General features: G+C 33.4%; 18 protein-coding genes. 8 read left to right on the top strand and 10 right to left on the bottom strand.

Going from position 1 to position 26,227, the window contains the following annotated elements:
- The first annotated feature begins 39 nt into the window (after window positions 1-39).
- Both OS191_RS07875 and OS191_RS07870 read left to right on the top strand, forming a co-directional pair.
- Window positions 40-849 (top strand): DNA/RNA non-specific endonuclease, encoded by an 810-nt coding sequence (locus tag OS191_RS07875; protein WP_267155155.1) that lies wholly within the window; start codon window positions 40-42, stop codon window positions 847-849.
- A gap of 259 nt (window positions 850-1,108) precedes the next feature.
- The gene (locus OS191_RS07870; protein WP_267155154.1) at window positions 1,109-4,099 is read left to right on the top strand and encodes a T9SS type A sorting domain-containing protein; all 2,991 of its coding nucleotides are present in this window, start codon (window positions 1,109-1,111) and stop codon (window positions 4,097-4,099) included.
- A 156-nt stretch (window positions 4,100-4,255) separates the two neighbouring features.
- On the opposite strand, the gene OS191_RS07865 is transcribed toward OS191_RS07870, so the two are convergent.
- From OS191_RS07865 to gcvP, 4 genes are all read right to left on the bottom strand, one after another.
- Window positions 4,256-5,113 (bottom strand): glycosyltransferase family 2 protein, encoded by an 858-nt coding sequence (locus OS191_RS07865; RefSeq protein ID WP_267155153.1) that lies wholly within the window; start codon window positions 5,111-5,113, stop codon window positions 4,256-4,258.
- 58 nt (window positions 5,114-5,171) lie between these two features.
- On the bottom strand, window positions 5,172-5,711 hold the full coding sequence (locus OS191_RS07860) for a methyltransferase (RefSeq protein ID WP_267155152.1): 540 nt from the start codon (window positions 5,709-5,711) through the stop codon (window positions 5,172-5,174).
- 60 nt (window positions 5,712-5,771) lie between these two features.
- Window positions 5,772-6,830 (bottom strand): 3-oxoacyl-ACP synthase III family protein, encoded by a 1,059-nt coding sequence (locus OS191_RS07855; RefSeq protein WP_267155151.1) that lies wholly within the window; start codon window positions 6,828-6,830, stop codon window positions 5,772-5,774.
- Window positions 6,831-7,008: 178 nt separating this feature from the next.
- Entirely contained in the window at window positions 7,009-9,858 is a 2,850-nt protein-coding gene (gene gcvP / locus OS191_RS07850) for an aminomethyl-transferring glycine dehydrogenase (protein WP_267155150.1), read from the bottom strand.
- 188 nt (window positions 9,859-10,046) lie between these two features.
- On the opposite strand from gcvP, the gene OS191_RS07845 reads away from it, so the two are divergent.
- On the top strand, window positions 10,047-10,880 hold the full coding sequence (locus tag OS191_RS07845; RefSeq protein WP_267155149.1) for a UbiA prenyltransferase family protein: 834 nt from the start codon (window positions 10,047-10,049) through the stop codon (window positions 10,878-10,880).
- On the opposite strand, the gene OS191_RS07840 is transcribed toward OS191_RS07845, so the two are convergent.
- The 5 genes from OS191_RS07840 to OS191_RS07820 form a co-directional block, all read right to left on the bottom strand.
- The gene (locus tag OS191_RS07840) at window positions 10,857-11,132 is read right to left on the bottom strand and encodes a hypothetical protein (protein WP_267155148.1); all 276 of its coding nucleotides are present in this window, start codon (window positions 11,130-11,132) and stop codon (window positions 10,857-10,859) included. The genes OS191_RS07845 and OS191_RS07840 overlap by 24 nt on opposite strands.
- 2 nt (window positions 11,133-11,134) lie before the next feature.
- Complete coding sequence (locus OS191_RS07835) at window positions 11,135-11,689, bottom strand: sigma-70 family RNA polymerase sigma factor (RefSeq protein WP_267155147.1); 555 nt, start codon at window positions 11,687-11,689, stop codon at window positions 11,135-11,137.
- 41 nt (window positions 11,690-11,730) lie between these two features.
- On the bottom strand, window positions 11,731-13,767 hold the full coding sequence (locus OS191_RS07830; protein ID WP_267155146.1) for a M3 family metallopeptidase: 2,037 nt from the start codon (window positions 13,765-13,767) through the stop codon (window positions 11,731-11,733).
- A 211-nt stretch (window positions 13,768-13,978) separates the two neighbouring features.
- Window positions 13,979-14,461, bottom strand: coding sequence for a 5-(carboxyamino)imidazole ribonucleotide mutase (purE, locus tag OS191_RS07825; protein WP_267155145.1), 483 nt, complete (start codon window positions 14,459-14,461; stop codon window positions 13,979-13,981).
- The gene (locus OS191_RS07820) at window positions 14,458-15,618 is read right to left on the bottom strand and encodes a 5-(carboxyamino)imidazole ribonucleotide synthase (RefSeq protein ID WP_267155144.1); all 1,161 of its coding nucleotides are present in this window, start codon (window positions 15,616-15,618) and stop codon (window positions 14,458-14,460) included. Before OS191_RS07820 ends, purE begins: the two co-directional genes overlap by 4 nt.
- A gap of 127 nt (window positions 15,619-15,745) precedes the next feature.
- Here OS191_RS07820 and OS191_RS07815 point away from each other — a divergent pair, with 127 nt between their 5' ends.
- The 5 genes from OS191_RS07815 (at window position 15,746) to OS191_RS07795 (ending at window position 20,047) form a co-directional block, all read left to right on the top strand.
- Complete coding sequence (locus OS191_RS07815) at window positions 15,746-16,855, top strand: adenylate kinase (protein ID WP_267155143.1); 1,110 nt, start codon at window positions 15,746-15,748, stop codon at window positions 16,853-16,855.
- Between the two features lie 97 nt (window positions 16,856-16,952).
- On the top strand, window positions 16,953-17,951 hold the full coding sequence (obgE, locus tag OS191_RS07810; RefSeq protein ID WP_267155142.1) for a GTPase ObgE: 999 nt from the start codon (window positions 16,953-16,955) through the stop codon (window positions 17,949-17,951).
- Between the two features lie 6 nt (window positions 17,952-17,957).
- Window positions 17,958-18,671, top strand: a complete 714-nt coding sequence (locus OS191_RS07805; protein ID WP_267155141.1) for an ion transporter — start codon at window positions 17,958-17,960, stop codon at window positions 18,669-18,671.
- Window positions 18,672-18,713: 42 nt separating this feature from the next.
- Window positions 18,714-19,235, top strand: coding sequence for a DUF4136 domain-containing protein (locus tag OS191_RS07800; RefSeq protein ID WP_267155140.1), 522 nt, complete (start codon window positions 18,714-18,716; stop codon window positions 19,233-19,235).
- A gap of 86 nt (window positions 19,236-19,321) precedes the next feature.
- Window positions 19,322-20,047 (top strand): SDR family oxidoreductase, encoded by a 726-nt coding sequence (locus tag OS191_RS07795; RefSeq protein WP_267155139.1) that lies wholly within the window; start codon window positions 19,322-19,324, stop codon window positions 20,045-20,047.
- Window positions 20,048-20,114: 67 nt separating this feature from the next.
- On the opposite strand, the gene OS191_RS07790 is transcribed toward OS191_RS07795, so the two are convergent.
- Window positions 20,115-26,225, bottom strand: a complete 6,111-nt coding sequence (locus OS191_RS07790) for an alpha-2-macroglobulin family protein (protein ID WP_267155138.1) — start codon at window positions 26,223-26,225, stop codon at window positions 20,115-20,117.
- Window positions 26,226-26,227: the final 2 nt, after the last annotated feature.

Here is a 26,227-nt window from a genome sequence, read left to right as displayed (position 1 = left end):
CAATATAAACCCAAAGTATTTGCTTTTGCTGTTTTTTAAATGAACAAACGCACCATTTATTCTCTAATAGCTGCTATTATTTTTTTAGGAGTTCTTTTCTATGAACATTACGTAGAAGAAAAAGAACAACAAGATATAGTAGTAGCTGGTAAAACGGTTAAAACGGATACCAATGAGTTCTTCTTACCAACAAGTACTACGGGACAAATAGTGCATCATGAAGGATATTCTTTATCTTATAGCGAACCTCATGAACAAGCTGAATGGGTTGCTTATGAACTTAAAAAAGAACATCTCTCTAATATTAATTACAAACGTCCTTATTTTGAAATTGACCCAGCCGTAAAAACAGGAGCAGCACATTGGCGTAATTATAAAAAGTCTGGTTACGATAGAGGCCATTTATGTCCGGCAGGAGATAGAACATACAGTCAAGAAGCTTTTAATGAAACGTTTTTAACCAGTAATATAAGTCCTCAAAATCACGCATTTAATTCTGGAATTTGGAACACCCTAGAACAGAAAGTAAGATATTGGGCAAGTAAATACAATGGGGTGTATGTTATTACTGGAGGCATTCTAGAAGAAAACTTAAAAACCATTGGAGAGGAAGAGGTTTCAGTTCCAAATCAGTTTTATAAAATTTTAATAGATACCAACTCAGGAAAAATAAAAATGATTGCTTTTTTAGTGCCTCACGAGAATTCTAAACGTCCTTTGTACAAATTTGTAGTTCCTGTAGATTCTATCGAAAAACTTACAGGAATAGATTTCTTTCCAGAATTAGAAGATGTTATAGAAAATAAACTGGAAGCTTCAGCAGATTTTAAAAAATGGAGTTTTAATTAACTTAGCCATTTTTTGTTTGCTCATAGATAAGAAAAAGAAAATCTCATCATTTTAAATTACTTTATCTGACATTCTCTAATCAGACCTTTTGGTTTTTAAAGTCTGAAAAGGTCCTTTATGAAGGGATTTTTAACAATATTTTTAGGTTTAAATTTCCGATAACGTTAATATCTGCTTTTCAACTAAAACCCAAGAAAAACCATTCTAATACGACTGTTTCAAAGTATTTTTGCACGCTGAAAATTAACCCAAATTTAGCATGATAAAATATCTACAATACGTGTTGCTTATTGCAATCTGTTTCTCTTCAAATACGATATTCTCACAAACTGGCCCTGGAGGTGTTGGTTCTACCGATGGAACTTCAAATCTAGTCTTATGGTTAAATCCTGATATTGACGGTAATACTAATAATAAATGGGCCGATCAATCTGGAAAAGGATATGATTTTACAGATGGGGCCGGAGCTGTATTAAACTCAAATACCGTAAACGGGTATAATGCTTATACATTTAACGGTACAAGTAATTATTTTCAAAAATCTTTCGAGAATAATTTAAACCCGAATGAATTTAGTGTTTTTTCAGCAACAAAGGTATTGCAGTCTTCTAATTATAAAACAGTTTTGTCTAGTCGTGATGAATATACTCATTGGTGGTGGGCTGATAAAAAATATGGATTTATGCTTTATGCTGTTCCTAATTCTAATAACTGGTCGTTTTGGACAGGAGAGGATAATGATTGGAGAACAGCAGGAGACTCTCAATCAACTGCAGAATCTTGGTCTATTCAGAGCTTAAATTATAAAAATGGATCTAATGGGAAGCAATTATTTATAAATAATAACTTGAACACAAATTCCAATCAGGGAATGCAGCCAAATGGGAATAAGCCATTTAGAGTGGGCGCTGGAAGGAATGAGAGTACTCCTGACTACTTTTTTAAAGGAGAAATGGGTGAGATTATTATGTATAATAGTGTTATAAATGAAGCACAACGCATTATTGTAAACAACTATTTGGCTGCAAAATATAATTTAAGTATTGCTGACGATTATTATAAACAGGACAATGTTGATAACGGTAATTTTGATCATCACGTAGCTGGTATTGGGAAAATTGATAATGCTAATGCGCATTTAGATTCTCAGGGAACTGGAATCATTAGAATTAGTAAATCTGGATTAGCAGATAATAGATTTCTGTTTTGGGGAGAAAACAATAAAAATGCAACTTATAGTTTTTCGTTAAACGGCTCGGGAGATTACAAAGAATATATCGATACCATGTGGAGAGTTAGTGAGCCTATTGGTATTAATAGTAAATTTAGAGTTAATATAAAGAAAAGTGACCTTAATTTAAACTCAACTTCAGGTTGTATTAAATTAGAGTTAGTTGTTGCTAATAATCCTAGTTTTACTGGGTCTTCTGTAAATGTATACTATTTAACAGAAACTGACACAGAATATGTATATGATACGGATGGTTTAGGTTTTGACGATTGCGATTATTTTACTTTGCGTTATGTAGATCAAATAGTTTGGAATGGTAGTCAGTATTATAATGGCTCACGAGTAAATTATGCTCCTAACAACGATTCTGATAAATGTTTAAAATTATTGATAAAAGCTGGAAATAAAGCTGTTTTAAACCAAAATGCCTACGTTAGAGAAATAGAGGTAGAGGCTGGAGCTATTTTAGAAGTTGCTGATGGCGTAGAACTTTCAGTTGAAAACACTATAGTTAATAATGGTACCATAGACTTATTGGGAGAAGCACAAATTATTCAAAATCATGCAGGAGATAACAATAATTCTGGAACAGGAAAAATTAAAATTAGACAACAAGGAACAACAAACTTATATAATTATAATTACTGGAGTTCACCAGTCAATAGAAATGGCTCTTGGCAAATTGGTTTTTTAGAGCAAAATAATCTACCAGTTTCTTTTCATTCAGCACATAATGCAAATCCAAATACAACTCCAATCACTTTAAGTAGTAGATGGTTATATAGTTATAACGCTTCTTCAGCTATTGGATATTATGGTTGGCTTTCCTTAGGTAATACCACACCTGTTTTACCTGGAATTGGTTATACCATGAAAGGGTCTGGTTCTACCAATTCAGAAGAAGAATATGTGTTTTCAGGTGAAGCTAACAATGGAAATTACACGTATCCAGTTACTGCAGGATACGATTTTCTTGTAGGAAACCCTTATCCATCTGCTTTAAATGTAAAGAGGTTTATTGAGGATAATTTAGATGTTACAAATGGTACCTTGTATTTTTATGAACAATTCGAATCAAACAATACCCATATAACTAGAGATTATCAAGGAGGTTATGCTGTTCGTAATATATTGGCAGGAGTTGCAGCAGTTTCTCAATTAGATAATGGTGGCTTAACTTCTAAAGGAGCTCCAAAGGAAGATATTGCCGTAGGGCAAGGTTTTTTTGTAAGTATTGTTAATAATGGTAATTTAAAGTTTAAAAATACACAACGTGCTTTTGCTAAAGAATCTAATAATGGATCTGTTTTTTATAGAGAAGAGACTACTAATATTGCAACGGATACAAGAACCAAACTTTGGTTAGATTTTACAGATCCATTGGGCAGATCTAGAGAGATAGCTCTGGGATATGACGATAGGGCTACGGAAAATTTTGATAAGGGCTACGATGCTATTGACTATAGTAATTACCCAGACAAGATGTTATGGTACACAACAGATAATTTATTAGTTATACAGGGTTTAAATCGTTTTAGTTTTGAAGATAACATACCATTGTCTGTAAAAGTTACAACTCCAGGGACCTATACTATTGGATTGAATAGAACTCTAAATTTTCCTGAAAATACAGATATCTATTTAAAAGATGACTTGGAAAACAACTATTATAATTTAACATCAGAAGATGTGTCATTTGTTTTTGATGCCGGAACTTTTAATGACAGATTTTCCATAGTTTATCAAAATGAAACGTTGAGTGTATCAAGCATAGAAGAGAGCCAATCTGTATATGTGAAATTTGATAAAAATACTAATACCCTGCAATTAATAGGAGTAGATAATTTAAACGATATTAAAGCAGCTTATATTTATTCTATTGATGGGAAACAAGTTAATAATTTTAAAAGTTTAGACTCAAAATTATTTAACCTGCCCTATTTAAGTGATGGGGTTTATGTTTTAAAACTTGAAATGACTTCTGGTGCAGCTAAAAACATCAAATTTTTGAAGTATTAAATTTGGGGTATATAATTTCAGAGCCTACTAGTTTAGGCATAGAAATATTGAAGTTTTATAAAGTTTCAGCTAATTATTGAAATAGGAGCTTTTAAAAAAAAAATCAAGACTTTCAGGTTTTTTAAACTTGAAAGGTCTTGATTATGTTCAACTTTTTTATTTTTTTGAAATTTGCTTTCTAATAATGCCTTTCCAGCGAACTTTCCTGATAAAGTCTCCTTGTTTTTTTGAAACTAAAAACGGAAGCTTTTCTTTCTTTGCTTTAAAAAAACCAGCCATATAATCATTAAACAAACTGAGGTTGCCTTTTTTATAAGCCAATTTTAAAGCTGAAATTAGTGTAATGATAAAACCATAACGCATTTTATACATGGCTTCTCCTTGTAAGTGTTTAGAAGCTTTGTTGTAACTAATTCCAGTAGGTTTTAAATGTTTTACATGAAGCGTTTTGTCTGTAAGTAGTTCCCAGCCGTGATATCTTGCAAGTAACTCATCAACCGTGTCCCATCCCATAGATGGTTTTAGTTTGCCAATCTGTTCAAAACAAGCTTTTCTATAAGCTTTTAAAGCGCCACGAATATGATCTGTTCTCGTTAGGTTTTCTAATACCCATTGCTTGTCTTTTTCAATATAACAAAACCCAGAAGCCATTCCAAGTTTGTGATTTTCTTTAAAATGAAGAGCTAATTGTTCTAAGTAATTAGTTGGAAAAATTAAATCGGCATCAAACTTACAAATCACATCGTAGTCTTGATCTAATGTTTCATAACCTTTATAAAAGGCATTGATAATTTTAGAGCCTGGTAAGTGTTTGTCTGAAGAAGTCGTGTTTATTAAAGAGATCCAGTTGTGATTTGAAGTAAACTCTTCAGCAATTTGCTTTGTATTATCTGTAGAATTGTCATTAACAACCACCACTTGTTTTGGTAATAAGGTTTGGGATACCAAAGAATCAAGAGTTTGCTTGATACAAGTTTCTTCATTATGGGCTGGAATGACAATGTAGAAATTCAAGGTTTAAAGTTTAAGATTCAAAGTTAAACTTAATTTGTGTCTTTTTGGAATTTGGTTTTTAGCTTTTTGGGATTTGTGCAATTCTTTCCGCATAAACAATATAATATCTAGGTGTGAACCAACGTAAAATTGGTCGGATTCCAATTTTTTTAGTAGGATTAGTCCATTTTTCTCTGTCTATTATTTTCCAGCCAGCTTTTTCTAAAAGCCAATCAAATTGCCAATCTTCAAACTCGTGATAATGTCTGTCTCTCATATCTGTTTTACTTCTATAGGCAGAAGCAAACCATAATTTTAAAGGCACACTGGCAACAAGTTTGTCAGCTTTTATAGCTTTTAAAACGGTAAAAGGGGAGAGTAGGTGTTCAAATATTTCAAAAGCGGTTACCACATTTGCATCCGAGTTTTCAATGCCTGTAGTGTTTATGTCTAAATCTTCCCCTCGGGTATTTGTCACTTTAAAACCATGTTGTTTCATGATTTTTGTAAACGGATTTTCAATCCCCAAATCTAATATTTCAGAATTGGTAGAAATGTGTTTTTGAAGAAATTGAGATGTGTGTTTAAAACGTTTATTTGGAAAGGAGTTTTCGTACATAACATGTCTTGGGAAGCTTTAACCTCATTTTAGTTTCCGTGAAAAAAAATCTTTTTAGGGTTAATATTTATAAACAATAGCATTAATATTCATTCCGGCTCCAACACTTGCAAACATAATCACATCACCTTTATTAATTGAATGACCTTCAAGTTTGCCTTTCAAAATTAAATCGAATAAAGTTGGAATAGTTGCCACACTAGAGTTTCCAAGTTTATTTATGGTCATTGGCATAATACCTTCTGGCATGTTCGTTTTATAAAGTTTATAGAAACGTTGTACAATGGCTTCGTCCATTTTTTCATTGGCTTGATGAATTAGAATTTTCTTTAAATCATGAATACCATAACCACTCTTATCCAAACAAGATTTCATAGCGGCAGGCACATGATTTAATGCGAATTCATAAATCTTTCTACCATACATTTTTATATATCTGCGCTTATCTGTTATCTCTGGATGGTTGGTTTCTCCAAAATAAATAAAATGTGCTTCATCTAAAGCGTAGGTAGCAGTTTCGTGCGCTATTATTCCTCCTTCTTTGTCGGTTTCTTCAACAATAACAGCTCCTGCGCCATCACTATAAATCATGGAATCCCTATCGTGTTTGTCGACTACACGAGATAAGGTTTCAGCACCTATGACTAAACATTTTTTTGCAATTCCAGATTTTATAAAAGCATTGGCTTGTATAACACCTTCGTTCCAACCAGGGCATCCAAAAAGAATATCGTAACCCACACATTTTGGATTTTTAATTCCAAGAAGATGCTTCACCCTAGAAGCAATACTTGGAACTGTATCACTTTGTTCTGCATTGTGCTTAACATCACCATAATTATGACCCACAATAATATAATCGAGCTCTTCTTGATTTATTTTAGCATCTTCAATAGCTTTTTGAGCTGCAAAAAATGCAAGATCTGAAGTTGTAAGATGATTTTCGGCATATCGACGTTCACCAATTCCGGTAATGGCTTTGAATTTTTCTATAATAACATCGTTTTGATGGTTTATGGTAGAACCATCTTCATTTAGAAATTTATGCTGAATAAAATCCTCATTTCTTTCTATGTTTTTAGGAATGTAACTGCCAGTTCCTGTTATTTTTACTGCCATTCGTTTGCTATTATATATTGGGCTAATGCTAAATTAAACATAAATAAATTGTTTGCGTATTCATTTTTAAATAATTCATAATAATTTATCAAATTTTCAATAAAAGATGGTTTTATTGTTTTTTTAGCAATAAAAAAACCCTCAATTAGAGGGTTTTTAATTTATAAACTTTTAAAAATTATGCATCTATATACTCTTCTATTGGAGCACAAGTACAAAATAAATTTCTGTCTCCATAAGCATCGTCAACACGTCTTACAGTTGGCCAGAATTTATTGTCTCTAATATATTCTAACGGAAAAGCTGCTGTTTCTCTTGAGTATGGCATGAGCCATTCGGAAGCTGTTAACATCTCTAAGGTATGAGGCGCATTTTTCAATACGTTGTTCTCATCGTCTTTAGTTGCTAAATCAATTTCTTTTTTAATGGATATCATGGCATCACAAAAACGATCCATTTCTGCTTTACTCTCACTCTCTGTAGGTTCTATCATTAAAGTGCCAGCAACTGGAAAAGATACTGTTGGCGCGTGAAAGCCGTAATCCATTAAACGCTTAGCTATATCAGATACTTCAATACCATTAGCTTTAAAAGGCCTACAATCTACAATCATTTCGTGTGCTGCACGACCACGTTCTCCAGAATACAAGGTGTCAAACTGGCCTTGCAAACGTTGTTTGATGTAATTGGCATTTAAAATAGCAATTTTAGTGGATTGTGTTAAACCTTCTGCACCTAACATTTTAATGTAAGCATAAGAAATTAAACATACTAAAGCGGAACCAAAAGGTGCACTAGAAATAGCTGTAATAGCTTGATCTCCTCCAGTTTTAATAATTGGATTTCCTGGTAGAAATGGTGCTAATTGTTTGGCAACACAAATTGGACCAACTCCAGGACCCCCACCTCCATGAGGAATTGCAAAGGTTTTATGTAGGTTTAAGTGACAAACATCTGCACCAATATTTCCAGGATTTGTTAATCCTACTTGGGCATTCATGTTAGCTCCATCCATATAAACTTGCCCGCCATTATCATGAATTATTTGCGTAATTTCCATGATGGCAGATTCGTAAACGCCATGTGTTGATGGATACGTTACCATAATACATGATAAATTATCTTTATGCAACTCTGCTTTCTGACGTAAATCGTCAACATCAATATTTCCTTTGTCTGTAGATTTTGTAACTACTACTTTCATTCCAGCCATAACTGCACTTGCCGGATTAGTTCCGTGTGCAGAAGAAGGAATTAAACAAATATTTCTATGATGGTCTCCACGAGATTCATGATAAGCTTTAATAACCATCAATCCAGCATACTCGCCTTGTGCTCCAGAGTTAGGTTGTAGTGAGGTAGCAGCAAAGCCTGTAATTTCTGTTAATTGGTCTTCCAATTCTTTCAAAATGGTATGATATCCTTGTGCTTGCTCTATAGGAACAAAAGGATGGATGCTTCCCCAGTTAGGTGAACTAATAGGCAACATTTCAGCCGCTGCATTTAATTTCATGGTACAAGATCCTAAGGAAATCATCGAGTGATTAAGAGACAAATCTTTACGCTCTAACTTCTTGATATAACGCATCAATTCCGTTTCAGAATGATGAGAATTAAAAACATCTAAGTTTAAAAATTCTGATCTTCTCTGAAGGTTTTCTGAAATATAGTTGTCTTGCGAAAGAGATGTTATTTTTATAGTTTCCTTTCCAGCGGCTTCAGCAAAAATGGCAACAATCTGGTTGGTATCTTTTAAGTTAGTCGTTTCATTAATTGAAATAGTAACTGTATTGGCATCTGGATAAAAGAAGTTAACCTGATTTTTTTCTGAAAGGGCTTTTATTTTAGATGCATCGGCTTGAATGCTTATGGTATCAAAATATGATGTGTTTGTTTGTTTAAAACCTAACTTCTCTATGGCATTAGAAACCGTAGTAGCTGTAGAATGAACCCTTTTAGCAATAAACTCCAAACCTTTTGGTCCGTGATAAACAGCGTACATTCCAGCCATTACTGCTAATAATACTTGTGCAGTACAAATGTTTGACGTAGCTCTGTCACGTTTAATATGTTGCTCACGTGTTTGCAAAGCCATTCGTAAAGCACGGTTACCATTCATGTCTTTGGTAACACCAATAATTCGTCCTGGAAGATCTCTTTTATATGCGTCTTTAGTTGCAAAATAAGCAGCATGAGGTCCACCGTAACCCATAGGGATTCCAAAGCGTTGCGTTGTTCCAACTACAACATCTGCCCCAAATTTACCAGGAGCTTCAAGCATCACAAGACTTAAAATATCTGCTGCAACGGCAACTTTAATTTGAGCATTATTGGCTTTTTCAATAAAAGACTTAATGTCTGTAACCTGCCCATTTTTTCCAGGGTATTGAAGAATAGCTCCAAAAAATTCAGTTGAAAAATCGAAAGTATCTTCATTTCCAACTACTAATTCTATACCAATTGGAGTTGATCTAGTTTGAAGTAAAGAAAGTGTTTGAGGTAAAATATTTTCAGAAACAAAGAACTTATTGACACCAGCTTTCTTTTGGTCTCTCTCTCTAACAGCAAACAATAAGCTCATGGCTTCTGCTGCAGCTGTACTTTCATCTAAAAGAGAAGCATTTGCAAGTTCCATTCCTGTAAGATCCGCAACCATGGTTTGGAAATTTAATAAAGCTTCCAATCGTCCCTGAGCAATTTCTGCCTGATATGGTGTGTAGGCTGTATACCATCCCGGATTTTCAAGGATGTTACGTTGAATAACTGGAGGTAAAATAGTTGGGTGATACCCAAGTCCTATATATGTTTTATATGTTTTATTTAATTTAGAAAGCTCATGAATATGAGTTAGATATTCATATTCACTCATTGGCTCGTCTAAATCCAATGGTTTTTTTAATTTAATTCCATCAGGAAGTGTTTCAAAAATAAGCTGATCTAAAGAATCTACACCAATTGTTTTTAACATTTGGTTTTGGTCTTCTTCTCTAGGACCAATATGGCGAAGTGCGAAATTAGTTGTGTTCATTAAAATTTAGTTGTGTTAAGTGTCCGATTTCTCGAATATTCCGTTTTAATGGGCTATCAATTTAATTAAGTTTGATAGTCTGTTTTTTAAAGCGCAAAATTACGCAATAAATCACGTTTTTTTGTTAATGAAAACTAAAGTTTTCAACCAATTAGAAAGATTATTAACACTTTGCGTACTTTTGTTTTATGAGTTTGTTGAAGCAAATATTCATTTTTTATTTAGATAGCAGCATTCACGTGGCTTTATCTGTTTTTGCTTTATCTTGGATTACGCTCTTGGAATTTCAGATTCCATATGACGGAACCGTACTTTATTTTATCTTTTTCGCCTCCATTTCTGGTTACAATTTTGTGAAGTATTTTGGCTTGGCACGTTTTCATCATAGAAGTTTAACAAGCTGGCTAAAATTGATTCAATTGTTTTCATTTCTATGTTTTATACTTATGTGCTATTATGCATTGCAGTTAGAGTTTAAAACACTAATAATTATTTTAATATTTGGAGTGATTACTTTTTTATATGCTATTCCATTCTTACCAAAAAAAGTAATTTATGACAAACATAAAAACCTGCGGAATATTAGCGGTTTAAAAGTGTATATAATTGCTTTGGTTTGGGCTGGTGTAACCGTAGTTTTACCATTGCTTAATAATAATATTCATATAAATGCAGATGTAATAATTACCGCCATTCAACGATTTGTATTTGTGACTGTTTTAATGTTTCCGTTTGAAATTAGAGACTTAAATTATGATAGCTTAAAATTAGCAACCATTCCTCAACAAATAGGAGTTAAGAAAACCAAAATAACTGGCGTACTTTTGTTAATGGTATTTTTCTTTTTAGAATTCTTTAAAAATGAATTAAATAATTATGGCGCGTTAGTCTTACTAATAATAACGCTTATAACTTTATTGTTTTTAATATTTGCAAGTAGAAAGCAAAGACCTTATTACAGTTCGTTTTGGGTGGAAGCAATCCCGATATATTGGTTGTTAGGACTGCTCTTGTTTTTTTAATTCTTGCTGAAGATTTTGTTGCAGAAACTCTTTTTCGGAAGCGTTTAAACAAGTTGCTTTAGATGCTTTAATGGCTTCAGTTAATTTAATATTTCTAGTTACATAAGCTCGAGTTATGCGACACCAGATGTAACGAAGTTTTAATTTGACCTTCTCCCAAGAAGAAGCTTCATTATACTGTGCTTTGTCGCAAATATGTTGTGCTTCGTCACAGGATATAAACAAATATGATTTTTTCTTTAGCTCTTTCATTGTTATTTAAACCAGTTTTTTTCCATACACTCTGCCATGGCTATTCTTGCTCTATGTACAATTACCCATAGGTTAGACGCTGTGATATTCAAATCATTACAAATTGTTTCTGTTTCTAGTCCTTCTATGGTTTTCAATCTAAAAACGGTTGCTTGTTTTTTAGGTAGTTTACTTAAACAATCATAAATAGCATCACCAAGTTCAATGTTAACCATGGTGTCTTCGGCTGTTTTATAATCTGTATCTGCTACTCTTTTTTCTAACCAACTTCCTTCGTCGTCTTCAGAATTAAATTCCACTCTAATTTCAGCTTTGCCTTTAATGGAATTAATTTTCCTATAATGATCAATAATCTTTCGTTTTAAAATTGAAATCAGCCAGGTACGTTCGCTAGCTTCACCTTTAAAATTCTTCATAGATTTTAAACCAGCAAAAAAAGTGTCCTGAACCAAATCTTTGGCTTTCTCTCTATCGTTTACACGAGAAATAGTGAAATTGAAAAGATAATCGGAATACTTGTCAATCCATGTATTCGGATTTATAAGGTGTTTTGGCATAGTTCTTTTGAACAGTTTAATTCAAAAATAGACTAAAAATTCTACTTTTTTATCAATCCAGCACGTTTTAATAAAGCGTCTGGTTGAGGTTCATGCCCTCTAAAACGCTTATATAGAATCATTGGATCTTCTGTGCCTCCCTGAGATAAAACAAATTCTTTAAATTTCGTGGCAACCTCCTTATTGAAAATGCCTTTTTCTTTAAAGAATTCAAAAGCATCTGCATCCAGAACCTCTGCCCATTTATAACTGTAGTATCCAGAGCTGTAGCCTCCCTGAAAAATATGTGAAAATGAGGTGCTCATGCAGTTTTCTGCTACATCTGGATATAGTTTGGTATTTTCAAAAGCTTCTAGTTCATGTGCTTTGACATTTTTTATATTCTCTGGAGTCTCACTGGCGTGCCAACTCATGTCCAATAAACCAAAACTTAATTGACGTAACGTTTGCATGCCTTCATGAAAAGTAGAAGATGCTTTTATTTTCTCAATTAAAGCCATAGGAATCAGGTCTCCAGTTTGATAATGAGTAGCAAATAACTCCAAAGCTTCTTTTTCATAACACCAGTTCTCTAAAACCTGACTTGGTAATTCTACAAAATCCCAGAACACACTGGTTCCAGAAATACTCGGATAGGTGGTATTGGCTAACATGCCATGTAAAGCATGACCAAACTCGTGAAATAAAGTAGTTACTTCGTTAAAAGTTAAAAGTGAAGGTTTGCTTTTTGTTGGTTTTGTAAAATTGCAAACTATAGAAATATGCGGACGAGAATTTTCACCATCTTTTACATATTGAGGTTTATAAGAAGTCATCCAGGCCCCATTTCTTTTTCCAGGTCTTGGAAAGAAATCGGCATAAAAAATAGAAACCAATTCGCCTTTGTCGTTTGTAACTTTATAGGTTAAAACATCGTCATGGTAGGTATCGATGGTCGAAATTTCTTCAAAATGCAAACCATATAATTTTTCCGAAATAGTAAAAACACCTTGTATCACGTTTTCAAGTTTAAAATAAGGTTTTAGTTTTTCGTCGTCTAAATCGAAACGCTTCTGTTTTAATTTTTCGGAGTAATAGCTACCGTCCCATTTTTGTAATTGGTCAATGCCATCTAATTCTTTAGCAAAATCTTCCAATTCTTTAAATTCATTCAAGGCTGCAGGTTTTGCTTTTTCCAGAAGTTCGTTTAAAAAAGTTTCTACTTTCTCTGGAGTTTTAGCCATACGCTCTTCAAGAACAAAATGCGCATGTGTTTTATAACCTAATAAATTAGCTCTTTGATGACGGAGTTTAACAATTTGCAAAACGTTTTCCTGATTGTCTAAAGCATCGTTCTTAAAGGCTTTTGCTCCAGAGGCAATGGCTAGTTTTTTACGTAAGTCTCTGTTGTCAGCATAAGTCATAAAAGGAATATAACTTGGGTAATCTAAAGTAATCAACCAGCCTTCTTGGTTTTTAGCTTCTGCTAATTGCTGAGCAGCTTCTTTAGCGCCTTCAGGTAAGCCAGCTAAGTCTTCTTCATTGGTAATCAGCATTTCAAACTTATTGGTTTCAGCCAGAACATTTTCGCCAAACTTTAATTTTAGCTGACTTAATTTTTTATCAATATCTCTTAGTTGTAGTTTTTTATCCTCAGATAAATTAGCACCATTTCTAGAAAAACCTTTATATTTTTTGTCCAGAAGTGTTTGTTGTTCCGTGTTTAGATTTAAGCTGTCTTTTACATTATAAACAGTCTTTACACGTTTAAAAAGTGCTTCATTTAAAGTAATATCGTTACTAAATTCGGATAAAAGAGGAGATACTTCCTGGGCGATTTTCTGAATTTCTTCGCTGGTTTCGGCAGAATTTAAATTAAAAAAGATACTTGAAATCCTATCTAGTTCTTCACCGGAAAAATCTAAAGCCTCAATGGTATTTTTAAAAGTAGGAGTTTCAGAATTATTTGTAATAGCATCAATCTCTTGTTTTGCTTTTTCTATGGCTTTTATAAAAGCAGGTAAAAAAAACTCATTTTTAATTTTAGAAAATGGTGCTGTTTGAAATGGTGTGTCGAAAACTTTATTAAGGATGTTCATTTTTATGAATGCTTCTAATTGATATTCAGTGTATTGCTTTTCTTACAAAGCGATATAAATTGAAATTATTAACTTTATTTTATGATTTTAGTGTTAACAGAATTGAATATAAGTACTACTTTTGCATTAGATTTTTCATGAGAGTTTTAAGTGACTCTTAAAAATAATTGATTAATAGCGATTAAAACCTCGACCAAAAGTCGAGGTTTTTTTATTTTATATCTTTAGCAGATGCTATTACTTTGGTTTTAAGTTCCTCTTTGTAAGCTATTATTTTATCTAAAACAGCCGAGTCTGTACTTCCAATAATCTGTGCAGCTAGAATTCCAGCATTTTTTGCGCCATTTAAAGCAACTGTTGCTACAGGAACGCCTCCAGGCATTTGTAGAATCGATAAAACAGAATCCCATCCATCTATAGAATTACTGCTTTTTACAGGAACTCCAATAATAGGAAGAGGCGATAAGGAGGCTATCATTCCGGGTAAATGTGCAGCACCTCCGGCTCCTGCTATTATTACCGAAAACCCACGGGTATGAGCATGCTTGCCATAATCGAAAAGTTTTTCTGGAGTTCTATGCGCTGAAACAATATCCACTTCCACGTTTATTTTAAAATCTTTTAAAATATCTATGGCTTCTTGCATGACTGGTAAGTCACTTTTGCTTCCCATGATGATTCCTACTTTGCTCATAATTCTTCGCTTATAACTTTAATCGTATTTTTAACTTTTTCTGCAATTTTTCTTGCTTCGTTTAAATCTTTGTTTACTATCGTAACATGTCCCATTTTTCGGAAAGGTCGCGTTTGCTTTTTACCATATATATGTGGTGTTACTCCAGGCATGTTCATAATGTCTTCAATATTTTGATATACCACATTTCCAGTATGACCTTCTGCGCCAACTAAATTGACCATAATCCCTCCAACTTGACTATCTGTTTTACCCAAAGGTAAATTTAAAATAGCTCTTAAATGTTGTTCAAATTGTGAAGTGTAACTAGATTCTATGGTATGGTGCCCAGAATTATGAGGTCTTGGTGCCACTTCGTTAACAATGATTTTATCGTCTTGTGTTTGAAACATTTCCACAGCCAATAAACCAACATGATTAAATGCTTGAGATACTTTTAAAGCTATTTCAATTGCTTTTTTAGCCACTTTTTCATCTATTCTAGCGGGACAAATTACATATTCCACCTGATTGGCTTCTGGATGGAATTCCATTTCCACAACAGGATACGTAGCAAGGTCTCCTTTAGCATTTCTAGCAACAATAACCGCCAATTCATTTTTAAAAGGAATCATATCTTCTGTAATGCATTCCACATTTGGTAAATCTTTTAAATCGGCTTCTGTTCTAACTATTTTAACACCATTGCCATCGTAGCCAAATTGAGCACTTTTCCAAACAAATGGATATTTTAAACCCCCATTATGCACAGCATCTATAATTTCAGAAGCGTAAGCAAATCTTGAAAAATCGGCTGTCGGAATACCATGATCTCTATAAAATAATTTTTGAGTTGCCTTATTTTGAATGGTACGTAAGGTCCTAGACGAAGGAAAAACTTTTACACCTTCCTTTTCTAAGGCCTCAAGAGCTTGAGTATTTACGTTTTCAATTTCGAAGGTTAGCACATCAACTTCTTTTCCAAAGTTGTAAACAGCATCATAATTCATCAAATCACCTAAATGAAACTCGTTACAAGCAGTTTTACAAGGCGCTTCATTGCTAGCGTCTAAAACCGATGTATAGATGTCAAATTTTCTGGTGTCGTAAAGTAACATTTTACCCAATTGGCCACCACCTAAAATCCCAAGTTTAAAAGTTGAAGAGAAAAAATTCATTGATTCGATTTTCCACAAAAGTACGAATCAAAACCCTTTCAAAAAACTAAATCTAAAACAATCTAAATTAGAATTCGTAAAACCTTAATCAAATGATTATCTTTGCATTTCTAAAAAAATATAACTAGTGGTTAAACTCAACGATTTACAATTTAAGCCATTTATTTCTGAAGAGGAGATACAGAAAACGGTTCAACGTATGGCTATGGAAATAGCAGAAGACCTTAAGGACGAAGTTCCAGTATTTATTGGTATTTTGAACGGTTCGTTTATGTTTGTTAGCGATTTTGTTAAAAAATATCCGAAACCTTGCGAGGTCACCTTTATTAAATTGGCTTCATATGAAGGCGTAAAATCGACTGAAGATATTCAACGTTTAATTGGATTAACCCAAGATTTAAGCGGAAGAACTGTAGTTATTTTAGAAGATATTATCGATTCAGGCAACACGCTTGAGGAAGTTCACAGAATATTTAAAAGTGAGAAGGTAAAACAGCTTATAATTGCTACGTTGTTTTACAAGCCTACAGCATATAAAAAAGATTTTAAACTACATTATATAGGAATTGAAATACCTAACAAATTTATTGTAGGCTATGGTTTAGACTATAACGGTTTAGGTAGAGATTTACCTGAAATATATCAATTAAAAACAACACAACATATGACTAATATCGTGCTATTTGGCCCTCCAGGAGCAGGCAAAGGAACACAAGCTAATTTTTTAAAGGAAAAATATAATCTCATCCATATTTCAACTGGCGATGTGTTTCGTTTTAATATAAAAAATGAAACAGCATTAGGAATGATAGCCAAATCTTATATGGATAAAGGCCAATTAGTTCCGGACCAAGTAACCATAGACATGTTAAATGCTGAAGTTGAGAAGAATGCTGATGCTAAAGGTTTTATTTTTGATGGTTTTCCTCGTACAAATGCTCAAGCTGAAGCTTTAGATATACTTATGGATAGTAAGGATTCTCAAATTGATGCCATGGTTGCTTTGGAAGTTGATGATGAGATTTTAGTAGAACGTCTATTAGAAAGAGGTAAAACAAGTGGGCGCCCAGATGATGCAGACGAAAGCATTATTAGAAATAGAATTAAAGAATACTATAGTAAAACAGCTATATTAAAAGATTTCTACTCGGCTCAAAATAAATATTTTGGTGTCGATGGTGTTGGAAACATCGAAGAAATTACCAAGCGTCTAAGCCTAGTAATTGATAAGTTATAAATATCATTCCTTAAAAAACGGGAATTCAATATAATAAGTTTCATTAAAAACAAATCGTACTTGCTTGTATACAAACAAACAGGTTTAGAAAAATAATATGACAGAAGGAAATTTCGTTGACTACGTAAAATTGCATGTATCTTCAGGAAAAGGAGGTAAGGGTTCTATGCACTTGCACAGAGAGAAATTTGTAGAAAAAGGTGGTCCAGATGGAGGAGATGGAGGGCGTGGAGGTCATGTTATTATTCGAGGGAACTCTAATCTTTGGACACTTTACACCTATAAGTTTAAAAGACATTTTAAAGCAGGTCATGGAGATCATGGTGGTAAAAGTAGAAGTACTGGAGCAGATGGGGAAGATGTGTATATGGATGTGCCTCTTGGAACTCTAATTAGAGACAGAGAAACTAACGATATTATTTTTGAAATTACCGAAGACAGAGAAGAGAGAATAATAGCTAAAGGTGGTATGGGTGGCCGAGGAAACTGGCACTTTAAGACATCTACCAATCAAACCCCAAGGTATGCGCAACCTGGAATTCCAGGTCAAGAATTAGATATTATTTTAGAGCTTAAAATATTAGCAGACGTTGGTTTGGTAGGCTTTCCAAATGCCGGAAAATCAACTTTACTTTCTGTAGTTAGCGCTGCAAAACCTAAAATTGCCGATTACGAATTTACAACCCTAAAGCCTAATTTAGGCATTGTGGAATATCGCGATTTTAAAACTTTTGTCATGGCAGATATTCCTGGAATTATTGAGGGTGCTGCCGAAGGAAAAGGGCTTGGACATTACTTTTTACGGCATATTGAAAGAAATTCAGTGTTACTATTTTTAATTCCTGCAGATGCTCCTGATATTAGAAAGCAATACGATATTCTTTTAGATGAATTAAAGCGTTACAATCCTGAGATTCTTGATAAAGAACGCTTTGTTGTTATTTCCAAAAGCGATATGCTAGATAGTGAACTAAAAGCAGAGTTAAGAGCAGAATTAGATAAAACTCTACCTGTAGAATATATGTTTATCTCCTCAGTGGCACAACAAGGGCTTACCGAGTTAAAAGATAAGCTTTGGAAGATGCTGAATGAGTAATTTTCTATGAAACAACGCATAAAAAACATTGTTGAAATAAACGATAACAAAGCAAGTAAGTTCTTTGCTATTTTTATTCAAGTACTTATTTTAATATCTATTGTAACCTTTACAATAGAAACCACTCCTGATTTAGAGCCAAATACACGCTTTATTTTATCTGTTATTGAAATTTTTTGTGTGGTAGTTTTTACTGTAGAATATCTCTTACGAATCTACGTAACAAATAAAAAACTAAGGTTTATTTTTAGTTTTTATGGCATTATAGATCTATTGGCCATTCTTCCGTTTTACTTAAGCTTTGGTGTCGATTTACGTTCGTTAAGAGCCTTGCGTTTTTTAAGACTTTTTAGAGTTTTTAAATTAGTGCGCTATAATCGTGCCTTGAATCATTTTACTAAAGCCATTACATCAGCAAAAGAAGAAATATTATTATTTCTTTTCATTACGCTTATCTTAATTTATTTTGCAGCAGTTGGTATTTATTACTTTGAAAATGAAGCACAACCCGAGCATTTTTCTTCTATTTTAGATAGTTTATGGTGGTCCATTGTTACACTAACAACCGTAGGTTATGGAGATGTGTATCCTATTACTGCTGGAGGAAAAATATTTACATTCTTTATTTTATTAATAGGTTTAGGAATTGTAGCAATTCCAACAGGAATTATATCTTCAGCGCTTACAAAATCTGTAGATCATAGTGAAACTGAGAAATAATTCTTTACTAGTTAAAGAGGATTTCATATCTTTAAAATAAAAATGAAAAAGTTAGCCTCAATATTTTTTCTATTTCTTTGTCTATCCTGTGGTGTTACTGTGAATTATGATTACGAAAAAAACACCGATTTCACTAAATATAAATCTTACAGTTATTTTTCAAATATGGATACAGGTTTGAGCGAGTTAGATGCCAAACGCTTATTCAAGATTTTGGATAACACCATGTCTTTAAAAGGATTTACACTTTCAGAAGATTCAGATTTTATTATCAATATTGAAAGTTCTACCTATCAGGAAAACCGTAGCAACTCTTCTGTTGGCGTTGGCGTTGGTGGTGGAGGAGGTAATGTTGGTGGAGGTATTTCCGTAGGAATTCCTCTAGGTCAAGCCAATATGTCCAGACAAATTAAATTCGACTTTGTCGATGCTAAAACCAATCAATTATTTTGGCAGGCAATTACCAGCGAGACAGATGTTTCAAGAGATTATCCAGAAGAGCGAGAAGAAAAATTTCAGCAAATAGTTACTAAAGCTTTAGACGGATTCCCTCCAAAGAAGTAAGAACAATTTTATCATTTTCATAACACTTCAAAATCTGTAAACGCTGTTTCATTTTGTAACTTTGAGTTCATATAAAAATTTATATCATGGACACATTACAAAATAAAGTGGCTCTCATTACCGGAGGCACCAAGGGAATTGGTTATGGAATTGCCCAGTCGCTTATCAATCAAGGCATCAATGTAGCTGTTACTAGTAGAAGTTTATCTGCTGCTCAAAATGCAGCAGAGATATTGAATGAAGAATCTAAAACATCAGCAAAAGCCATAGGTTTGGAAGCCGATGTACGTAATCTAGAAAGCCAAGAAGCTGCTGTAAAACAAGTAAAGAAGGAATTTGGGAAATTGGATATTGTATTAGCTAATGCTGGCTTAGGTCATTTTGGTAGTATAGAAGATTTAACAAAAGAGCAATGGGATGAAACTATCGATACTAATTTAACAGGTGTTTTTAATTCAATTAAAGCTAGTATTGACGCACTAAAAGAAACAAAAGGCTATTACATTACCATTTCAAGTTTGGCTGGAACCAATTTTTTCGCTGGAGGTTCGGCATATAATGCCAGTAAATTTGGTGTTACAGGCTTTACTCAAGCTGTGATGTTAGACTTAAGACAGTATGGCGTTAAAGTAAGTACCATTATGCCTGGTTCGGTTTCTACACATTTTAATGGGAATGAACCTAATGAGAGTGATGCTTGGAAAATTCAAATTGAAGATATTGGAGAACTGGTAGTCGATTTACTAAAAATGAATCCAAGAACCTTACCTAGTAAAATTGAAGTAAGACCAAGCATGCCTTCAAGTAAATAAAATAATTATAAAGATATTAGACGTTAAAAGGAGGCTTCAAAAGCCTCCTTTTTTAATTAAGATTATATTAATTGCCAACTGATATTCTAACACCTTCACTATGACTACTAAATTCTGGAGCATACATACTTTGAATGGTTGTAATACCATTGCTCATATTACCAGAATTCGTAACACGTAAATCGTATTCAAACACATAAACGCCTTTTGGTAAATAATCGAAAAAGAAGTTGGTTGCAGCATCTTTGGTGCTTTCATAATAACCCAAACCATCTTGCCATTTGTATTGAGACAATACGTTTACGGGTTCTAGACCACTGGCTCTCATGTCTTTCATATGAAGGAATTCCATAGCCCTATCGCTACTTAGTTCAATTCTAACTCGTACTAAATCACCGATTTCTAATTCTGTGTTTTCTGTTATTTCTGAAATTTCTTCACCTAAATCTGTGTTGGTTTTTAAGAAGAGTTTTTTCTTTAGAGTTAAAGGAGTTTCAGCTGAAGTAATCTTATCTAAATCTTCAAAATATTGCCAGTATAAACTTCCCCAAGCAATACCTTCACCTTTTTTTGTTAAAGTGACTTCTGCCATCTCTGATTTGATATCTCTTCCAGTCCAAGACGTTTTATAATAACCTGTTCCAGCTTCTACTTTTACATCGTCCAGTTTTGAAGGTTCTATTTTGTTTCCTCCAATAACTACGTCAACCATATCTGTTACAGATAGCCAGTCGCTACCTTGAAGTAACAAGGCATAAACAGCTTCGGTTGTAGCTTTAGTTGTTTTCCAACTGTTGGTTTGCTTGTTCTTTAGAAGCCAGATTTTTAGGTTATCTATATCATTAAGGTTCTTCGTTTCGTTCTGAATGACAGAACCAACTTCAGCAAAAGTTTCAATCATTAATGCTTGAGTTTCAATGGGTGCTTGATACCAATACCATGAAGACGAGTTTGCTTTCCAATACATCCCTAATTCATCATTGGTGATGCTGTTTTCTTTTAAGGATTTTAAGATTTTTGCAGCTGTAATTTCATCTTGCTGTCTATAAGATATCAAGGTCATCAATCCTTTGGAATACAAGCTGCGAGTTTTCCAGTATGTTTGAATTTGTGTTTGGTAATAAGTTATAATACGGTCAATCTCCTTCGACTTTTTAATCTCAGGAAAAAAGCTTCGCATATATAAATAATGCAATTGTGTATAGCTTAAATGATCTGAGTTTAAATCTACTTTTTCGTTGTATTTAGTAATGTCTTTATATGTATCTACAAACTCCTTATCTAAATAAGAAATAGCACTTTTAATCATAGATGCTTCGTTAGAGCCTGTCCTGAGCTCAGTCGAAGGGCTCTGAATAACACCTAGCTTATTCAAATGGCCAAAACCAGTAATAATATGTTGTGTAATAAAGCGGTTTGGTTTTCCTCCTTGAAACCAAGCCCAAGCCCCATTACCCATCTGGTTTTGTTCTAATTTTTTAATATTTTCCTGTAATTCACTAGTCATCTTGTTGAGATCGAATAATAAAGCAATACGTTTCTTTTGTTCGGTTTCGTTTTGAGCATCTCGCAACCAAGGCGTTTCTTCAATAAGAATAGATTTTAATTCTTGATTCTTTTCTAAATTGGATAGAAGCGCATCTGAACTCCGCCACTGATTAAAAACCTCCTGAATTCTAGGATTCGAATTAGCAATATGGCTCGCCAGAGAATTGGCATAAAAACGACTAAATATCTGCTCATTGCAATCGTAAGGATATTCCATTAAATAGGGTAAAGCTTGAACAGCATACCATGCAGGATTGGAAGTCATTTCCAAAGTTAATTTATGGTTCTTTAACGTCGTTGAGGTAGTCGTTTTTAGTTTGTCTAGCGTAAAGGTTCTGGTTTCGTTAGAACGTATCCACATAGGCATAGTTTCAGTAACCAGCATCCTGTTAGAAAGTACCGGAAGTGCATTTTGCTCTCCATCGCTATAATTCCCAGCTTTTGCAATTATCTTATATTGAATGGCATCCACATTATCTGGAATGGATAAGCTCCATGAGACTTCGGTATTTCCTTTTAGGTCAACAGTAAATGTCTTTGTGTTTAAAGTATTGTTTAATTTTGAGTCAACAGGATTTCCCGTTGTCGCATCAAAAAGTTGTAAAACGGCTTGTCCTGATAAGTCCTTCTTAGTCATGTTTACAATCTTAGAACTAATGGTTATTTGATCTCCGTGACGTAAAAAACGGGGTACATTTGGAATCACCATCAGTTCTTTTTGAGTCACGGTTTCTAAAGTGGTTGTTGCAGACTCTAAGGTTTTGGTATGAGCCAATAACTGCAATTTCCATTTGGTTAAAGCTTCAGGTGTGGTAAAACTAAAACTCACATTGCCTTTTTTGTCTGTTTGTAACTGTGGAAAGAAAAATGCTGTTTCCTGAAGGTTTTTACGGATTTTGACTTGAGTGAAGTCTTCTTTTTTAGTATTAGTCGAGATTGCTTCTGAAGCCTCTTCTTTAAGTTCCTCTCCATTATACATGACATCCATTTCGGGGTTTCCTGAAATGCTTGAAGCACCTCTTAGTACAATCCTTGAGGATGAGCCTTTAGCTCCACTATTTTCGTTTAGTTCTTGATTAGCTTTTCTCACATAACGTATATCTTTAAGATAATGATCTATGTGAATATAAAACCCAAACCAATTTAATTTATCATAATAATTTTGTGGATAATAAGCATTGTATCTACCTGGAGAATTTCTAACCCTAAAACCATCAGTAGAAAAACTACTTCTAGCATTTCTACGGTTGAAGGAACGATATGTGGAAATATAAACTGGATTAAAAGACCAATCGTGATATTTAAATTGGTCTAAAGACATGTCGTACATACTTGCCAATAACTCGGCAGACACTTGCTCTCCTTTTGGCCCTTTAATTTTAAAGCTCCAGGTCTCGTCTTGTCCTGGTTGTAATTTATCTCTAAACGTGGTGGTTTCAATCTCTAAATCGGTTTTAGGATATGGAACAGATATAAGCTTTGTTCCAGACTCAAAACTATTTTGGTAAGCAAAACTATAATGGACTGCAAAACCTCCTAAATCTGCTTTAGTTACAGGAATGCTTAGGGTTTTCTTATTGTTGTTTAATTGAATTAAATGTGTGTTTACAATTTGTCTATTTTTTTCAATTTCAACAGTAACCGTTATATTTTCTTCTGCTGAACCTAATGTAAGTTCAACAGTCTCATTAATGTGATAGGTTTCTTTATTAGTTGAGATTTTAAAAAGTTGGTTATCTGCAAGCGTTTTATCTGTGTCGCCAAGAAAGATTGTTCTTGCTTCGTCTTTCACTTCCTGCCCAAATTTATCCTTGCTTTCCAATTCAATAATATATTGTCCAGATTCCCATTTCTTCATATTTCCTAATTCCAGTTCTTTAGACTTTTCTGTATTGAAAGAAGTTTCAAAAACAAGAGCACCTTTTTTCCAGTTATTAGGGTTGTCTTCATTGCTGTAAGCTTCATAAGGAAACTTGGTTTTAAATTCAGTTTCAGGGATTGCTTGATAATCTGGAGCTTTCCAAGGTCTTGGTCGCAACACATAGTCTGGCGATTGAAGCTTATAGATTTTTATAGTTCCTTGAGCAGGAACAAACTCGCCATTTAAATTTTTTGTATCTATGGCAAGTTTATTATCTTTTTTTAATTTATCTAGAGAAGCATCCACAGAAATGGTTGCAAGTAGAGCATGATATCCAACATTTATAATAGTTGTTGCCGAACGTGTTTCGCCATTTAAATCGGTTACATCTGCAGTCACTTCATAATTAAAAATAGGAAGATTATCTTTATTTACACTTGTATCAGGAAGGGCTTTAAACGTGATTTCAAACTCGCCTTTCTCGTTAGTGGTGGCTTCACCATGAGTTATTTCTTGCGACTCGCTAGAATACGAAGGCCTGTGCCAGTAATACCAACGTGGATATTGTACTTTTCTATGTACTCTATAAACCACTTTAGCATGGGTAATATTACTTCCTGCATATGCTAAAGCATTCCCTTTTACAGTAACAGAATCGTTCACTTTGTAGCTTTCAGTAACAGGATTGAATTTGGTTTCAAACTTAGGACGTTTATATTCTTCAACAGAAATGGATTTTGAAGTATTTAAATTAGCGACACCATCTTTATCATTAAGTACTATAGAATATAGACCATTTAAACCTGTGCTTGACAAGATAAATTCCCCTGAAACAGAGCCAAATTCATTAGTAACTAATTCTAATTTTTTAATTTCCTCATGGTTTACATTGTATAAGGTTACTGAAACTTGCTGATTCGTTAGAACCTCTGTTTTATTATTTTTAGACAACATAGCAATCCCTTTGAAATACACTGTTTGTCCAGGTCTATAAATACTTCTGTCAGTAAACACAAAACCTCTATAATCTTCCCGATAATCATTGGGAGTATATTTTCTATTTAAATAATAATCTCCAAAAAAGGCCTTTTCGTTAGAACAAGTTGCTTCAATATTTACTTTGGACCAAGTGTTAGAACTTTTAATGAATTCTATTTCACCTGAATCATTGGTTGTATATGTCTTGCTATTTCGTTTGTCGTTATAATTTTTAAAATAGGTTACTTCAACTTGAAGGTTGTTTAACGATTTTCCATTATTCCTATCAATAAACTGATACACTTGTTTGTCCTGTTCTGTTTTTTCAACCACAGCTATATTGGTAACTTGTACAATTTTATAAGCAAACGTATTTTCCTTATTATAGGTTTTGGCAACAATAAGATAACGACCATTATCTAGTTTTGGCACTAAGAGTTCGGTACTGTGTTGTTGAAAATCCGATTCGTTTTTCAGTTCACTCTTCCATTTGGATTCTGCTTTTAGTTTATCGATAAACTCAAGCCTTTCTTCATTTTTGTAGGTTTCATTAAAATCTTTATACTGCTTTTTAGATAATTTATAAACGCTAAAATCTAGTGTTTCCAAATTTTTATAAGTCACTAATACTTTAGCATCTTGCTGAATAGGAATATAATCTTCAGCCAAAATACTTAAAGATTCTTGGTTTATTTGTCTTAATAGAATCTGGCATTTTTCTGCTGCATGACTATCAGGAAATTGTTTAATTATCGCATCACAAAGCTGGGCAGCATCCTTTATTTTCCATCTATCAGTTTCATTTGTTTCTGGTTGATAATCCTGCCCTTGCTCAAAATAAATAGCCGCAATTTCAAAACTGTACAATCCAGAAGCTTGATGATTTTTTATTTGTTCAGTTTCAATTTTATAGGCTTGAATTAATAAGCTGTCTTTATTTTGAAACGTTGCATGATCTTTTACAAAGTTGTAACGCAGTATATTTATATCGGCCAAGGCGTCAACATTGTTATCTTTTAAATGAAACTGAATTAAATCTTGATACACCTTTAAAGCCTGTAATTCTAAAGAAGTAGAATCTTTAGATTCAATATGTAAACTAGAAAAACTTTTGGAGTTGCTTAAATAAGCTACGTCATCTATTTCAAACTTGTAGGCTGGTTTTGTAATGCTATTTTCAGATGTTTGATAAAACTCTAAAGCATTATGAGCTAACAAATCATACAAGCTAGGTCTATATGTTTTAGATTCTTTTTGTTCATGAAGTATGCTTGAATAAGCAGTTAAATCTTCTTGCTGAAGAATTGAAATATTTTTTAGAGAATTGGTATAATGTAGCTGAATTTCACTAAAAAGCGTTTGTAAATCCCATGTTCTAAAATCTGTTGCTACATTTTTATCGGCTATTTTGGATCTATTGTAAAATTGATATCTGTTCTGCTGAAAATATTGCCAGTAAATGGTTGCCAACATATTCTCTAAGACATTTTTTACTGGAGCTTCATTCTTTTGTATGGCCGATTTAAAATCGTTTATAATTTTTAGTTGCGCATCCTCTTCAAGAATTAAGGCAAACTTGCTTTTAAAGAGTAAAGTCTTTATTTGCTGAGGTTTGTTGTTGTCTTTGATGGCTTGAACAGAAATTTGTTCAACAATCTTTAAAGCAGACTTTGGCAAGTCCTCGCTTTCATAAGCTTCCACCTGTTTCCATAGTTTGCTGTAATCATTATTTTGAGCTTCAGAAAAATTCGAGAATAATAAAACCATTAATATCGTGACGTAGTATTTCATTT

This window comes from Xanthomarina sp. F2636L (assembly GCF_026410195.1).
Classification (GTDB): Bacteria; Bacteroidota; Bacteroidia; order Flavobacteriales; family Flavobacteriaceae; genus Xanthomarina.
Note: the sequence above shows the minus strand (reverse complement) of the source record. Positions and strands in the feature narration are given on the sequence as shown.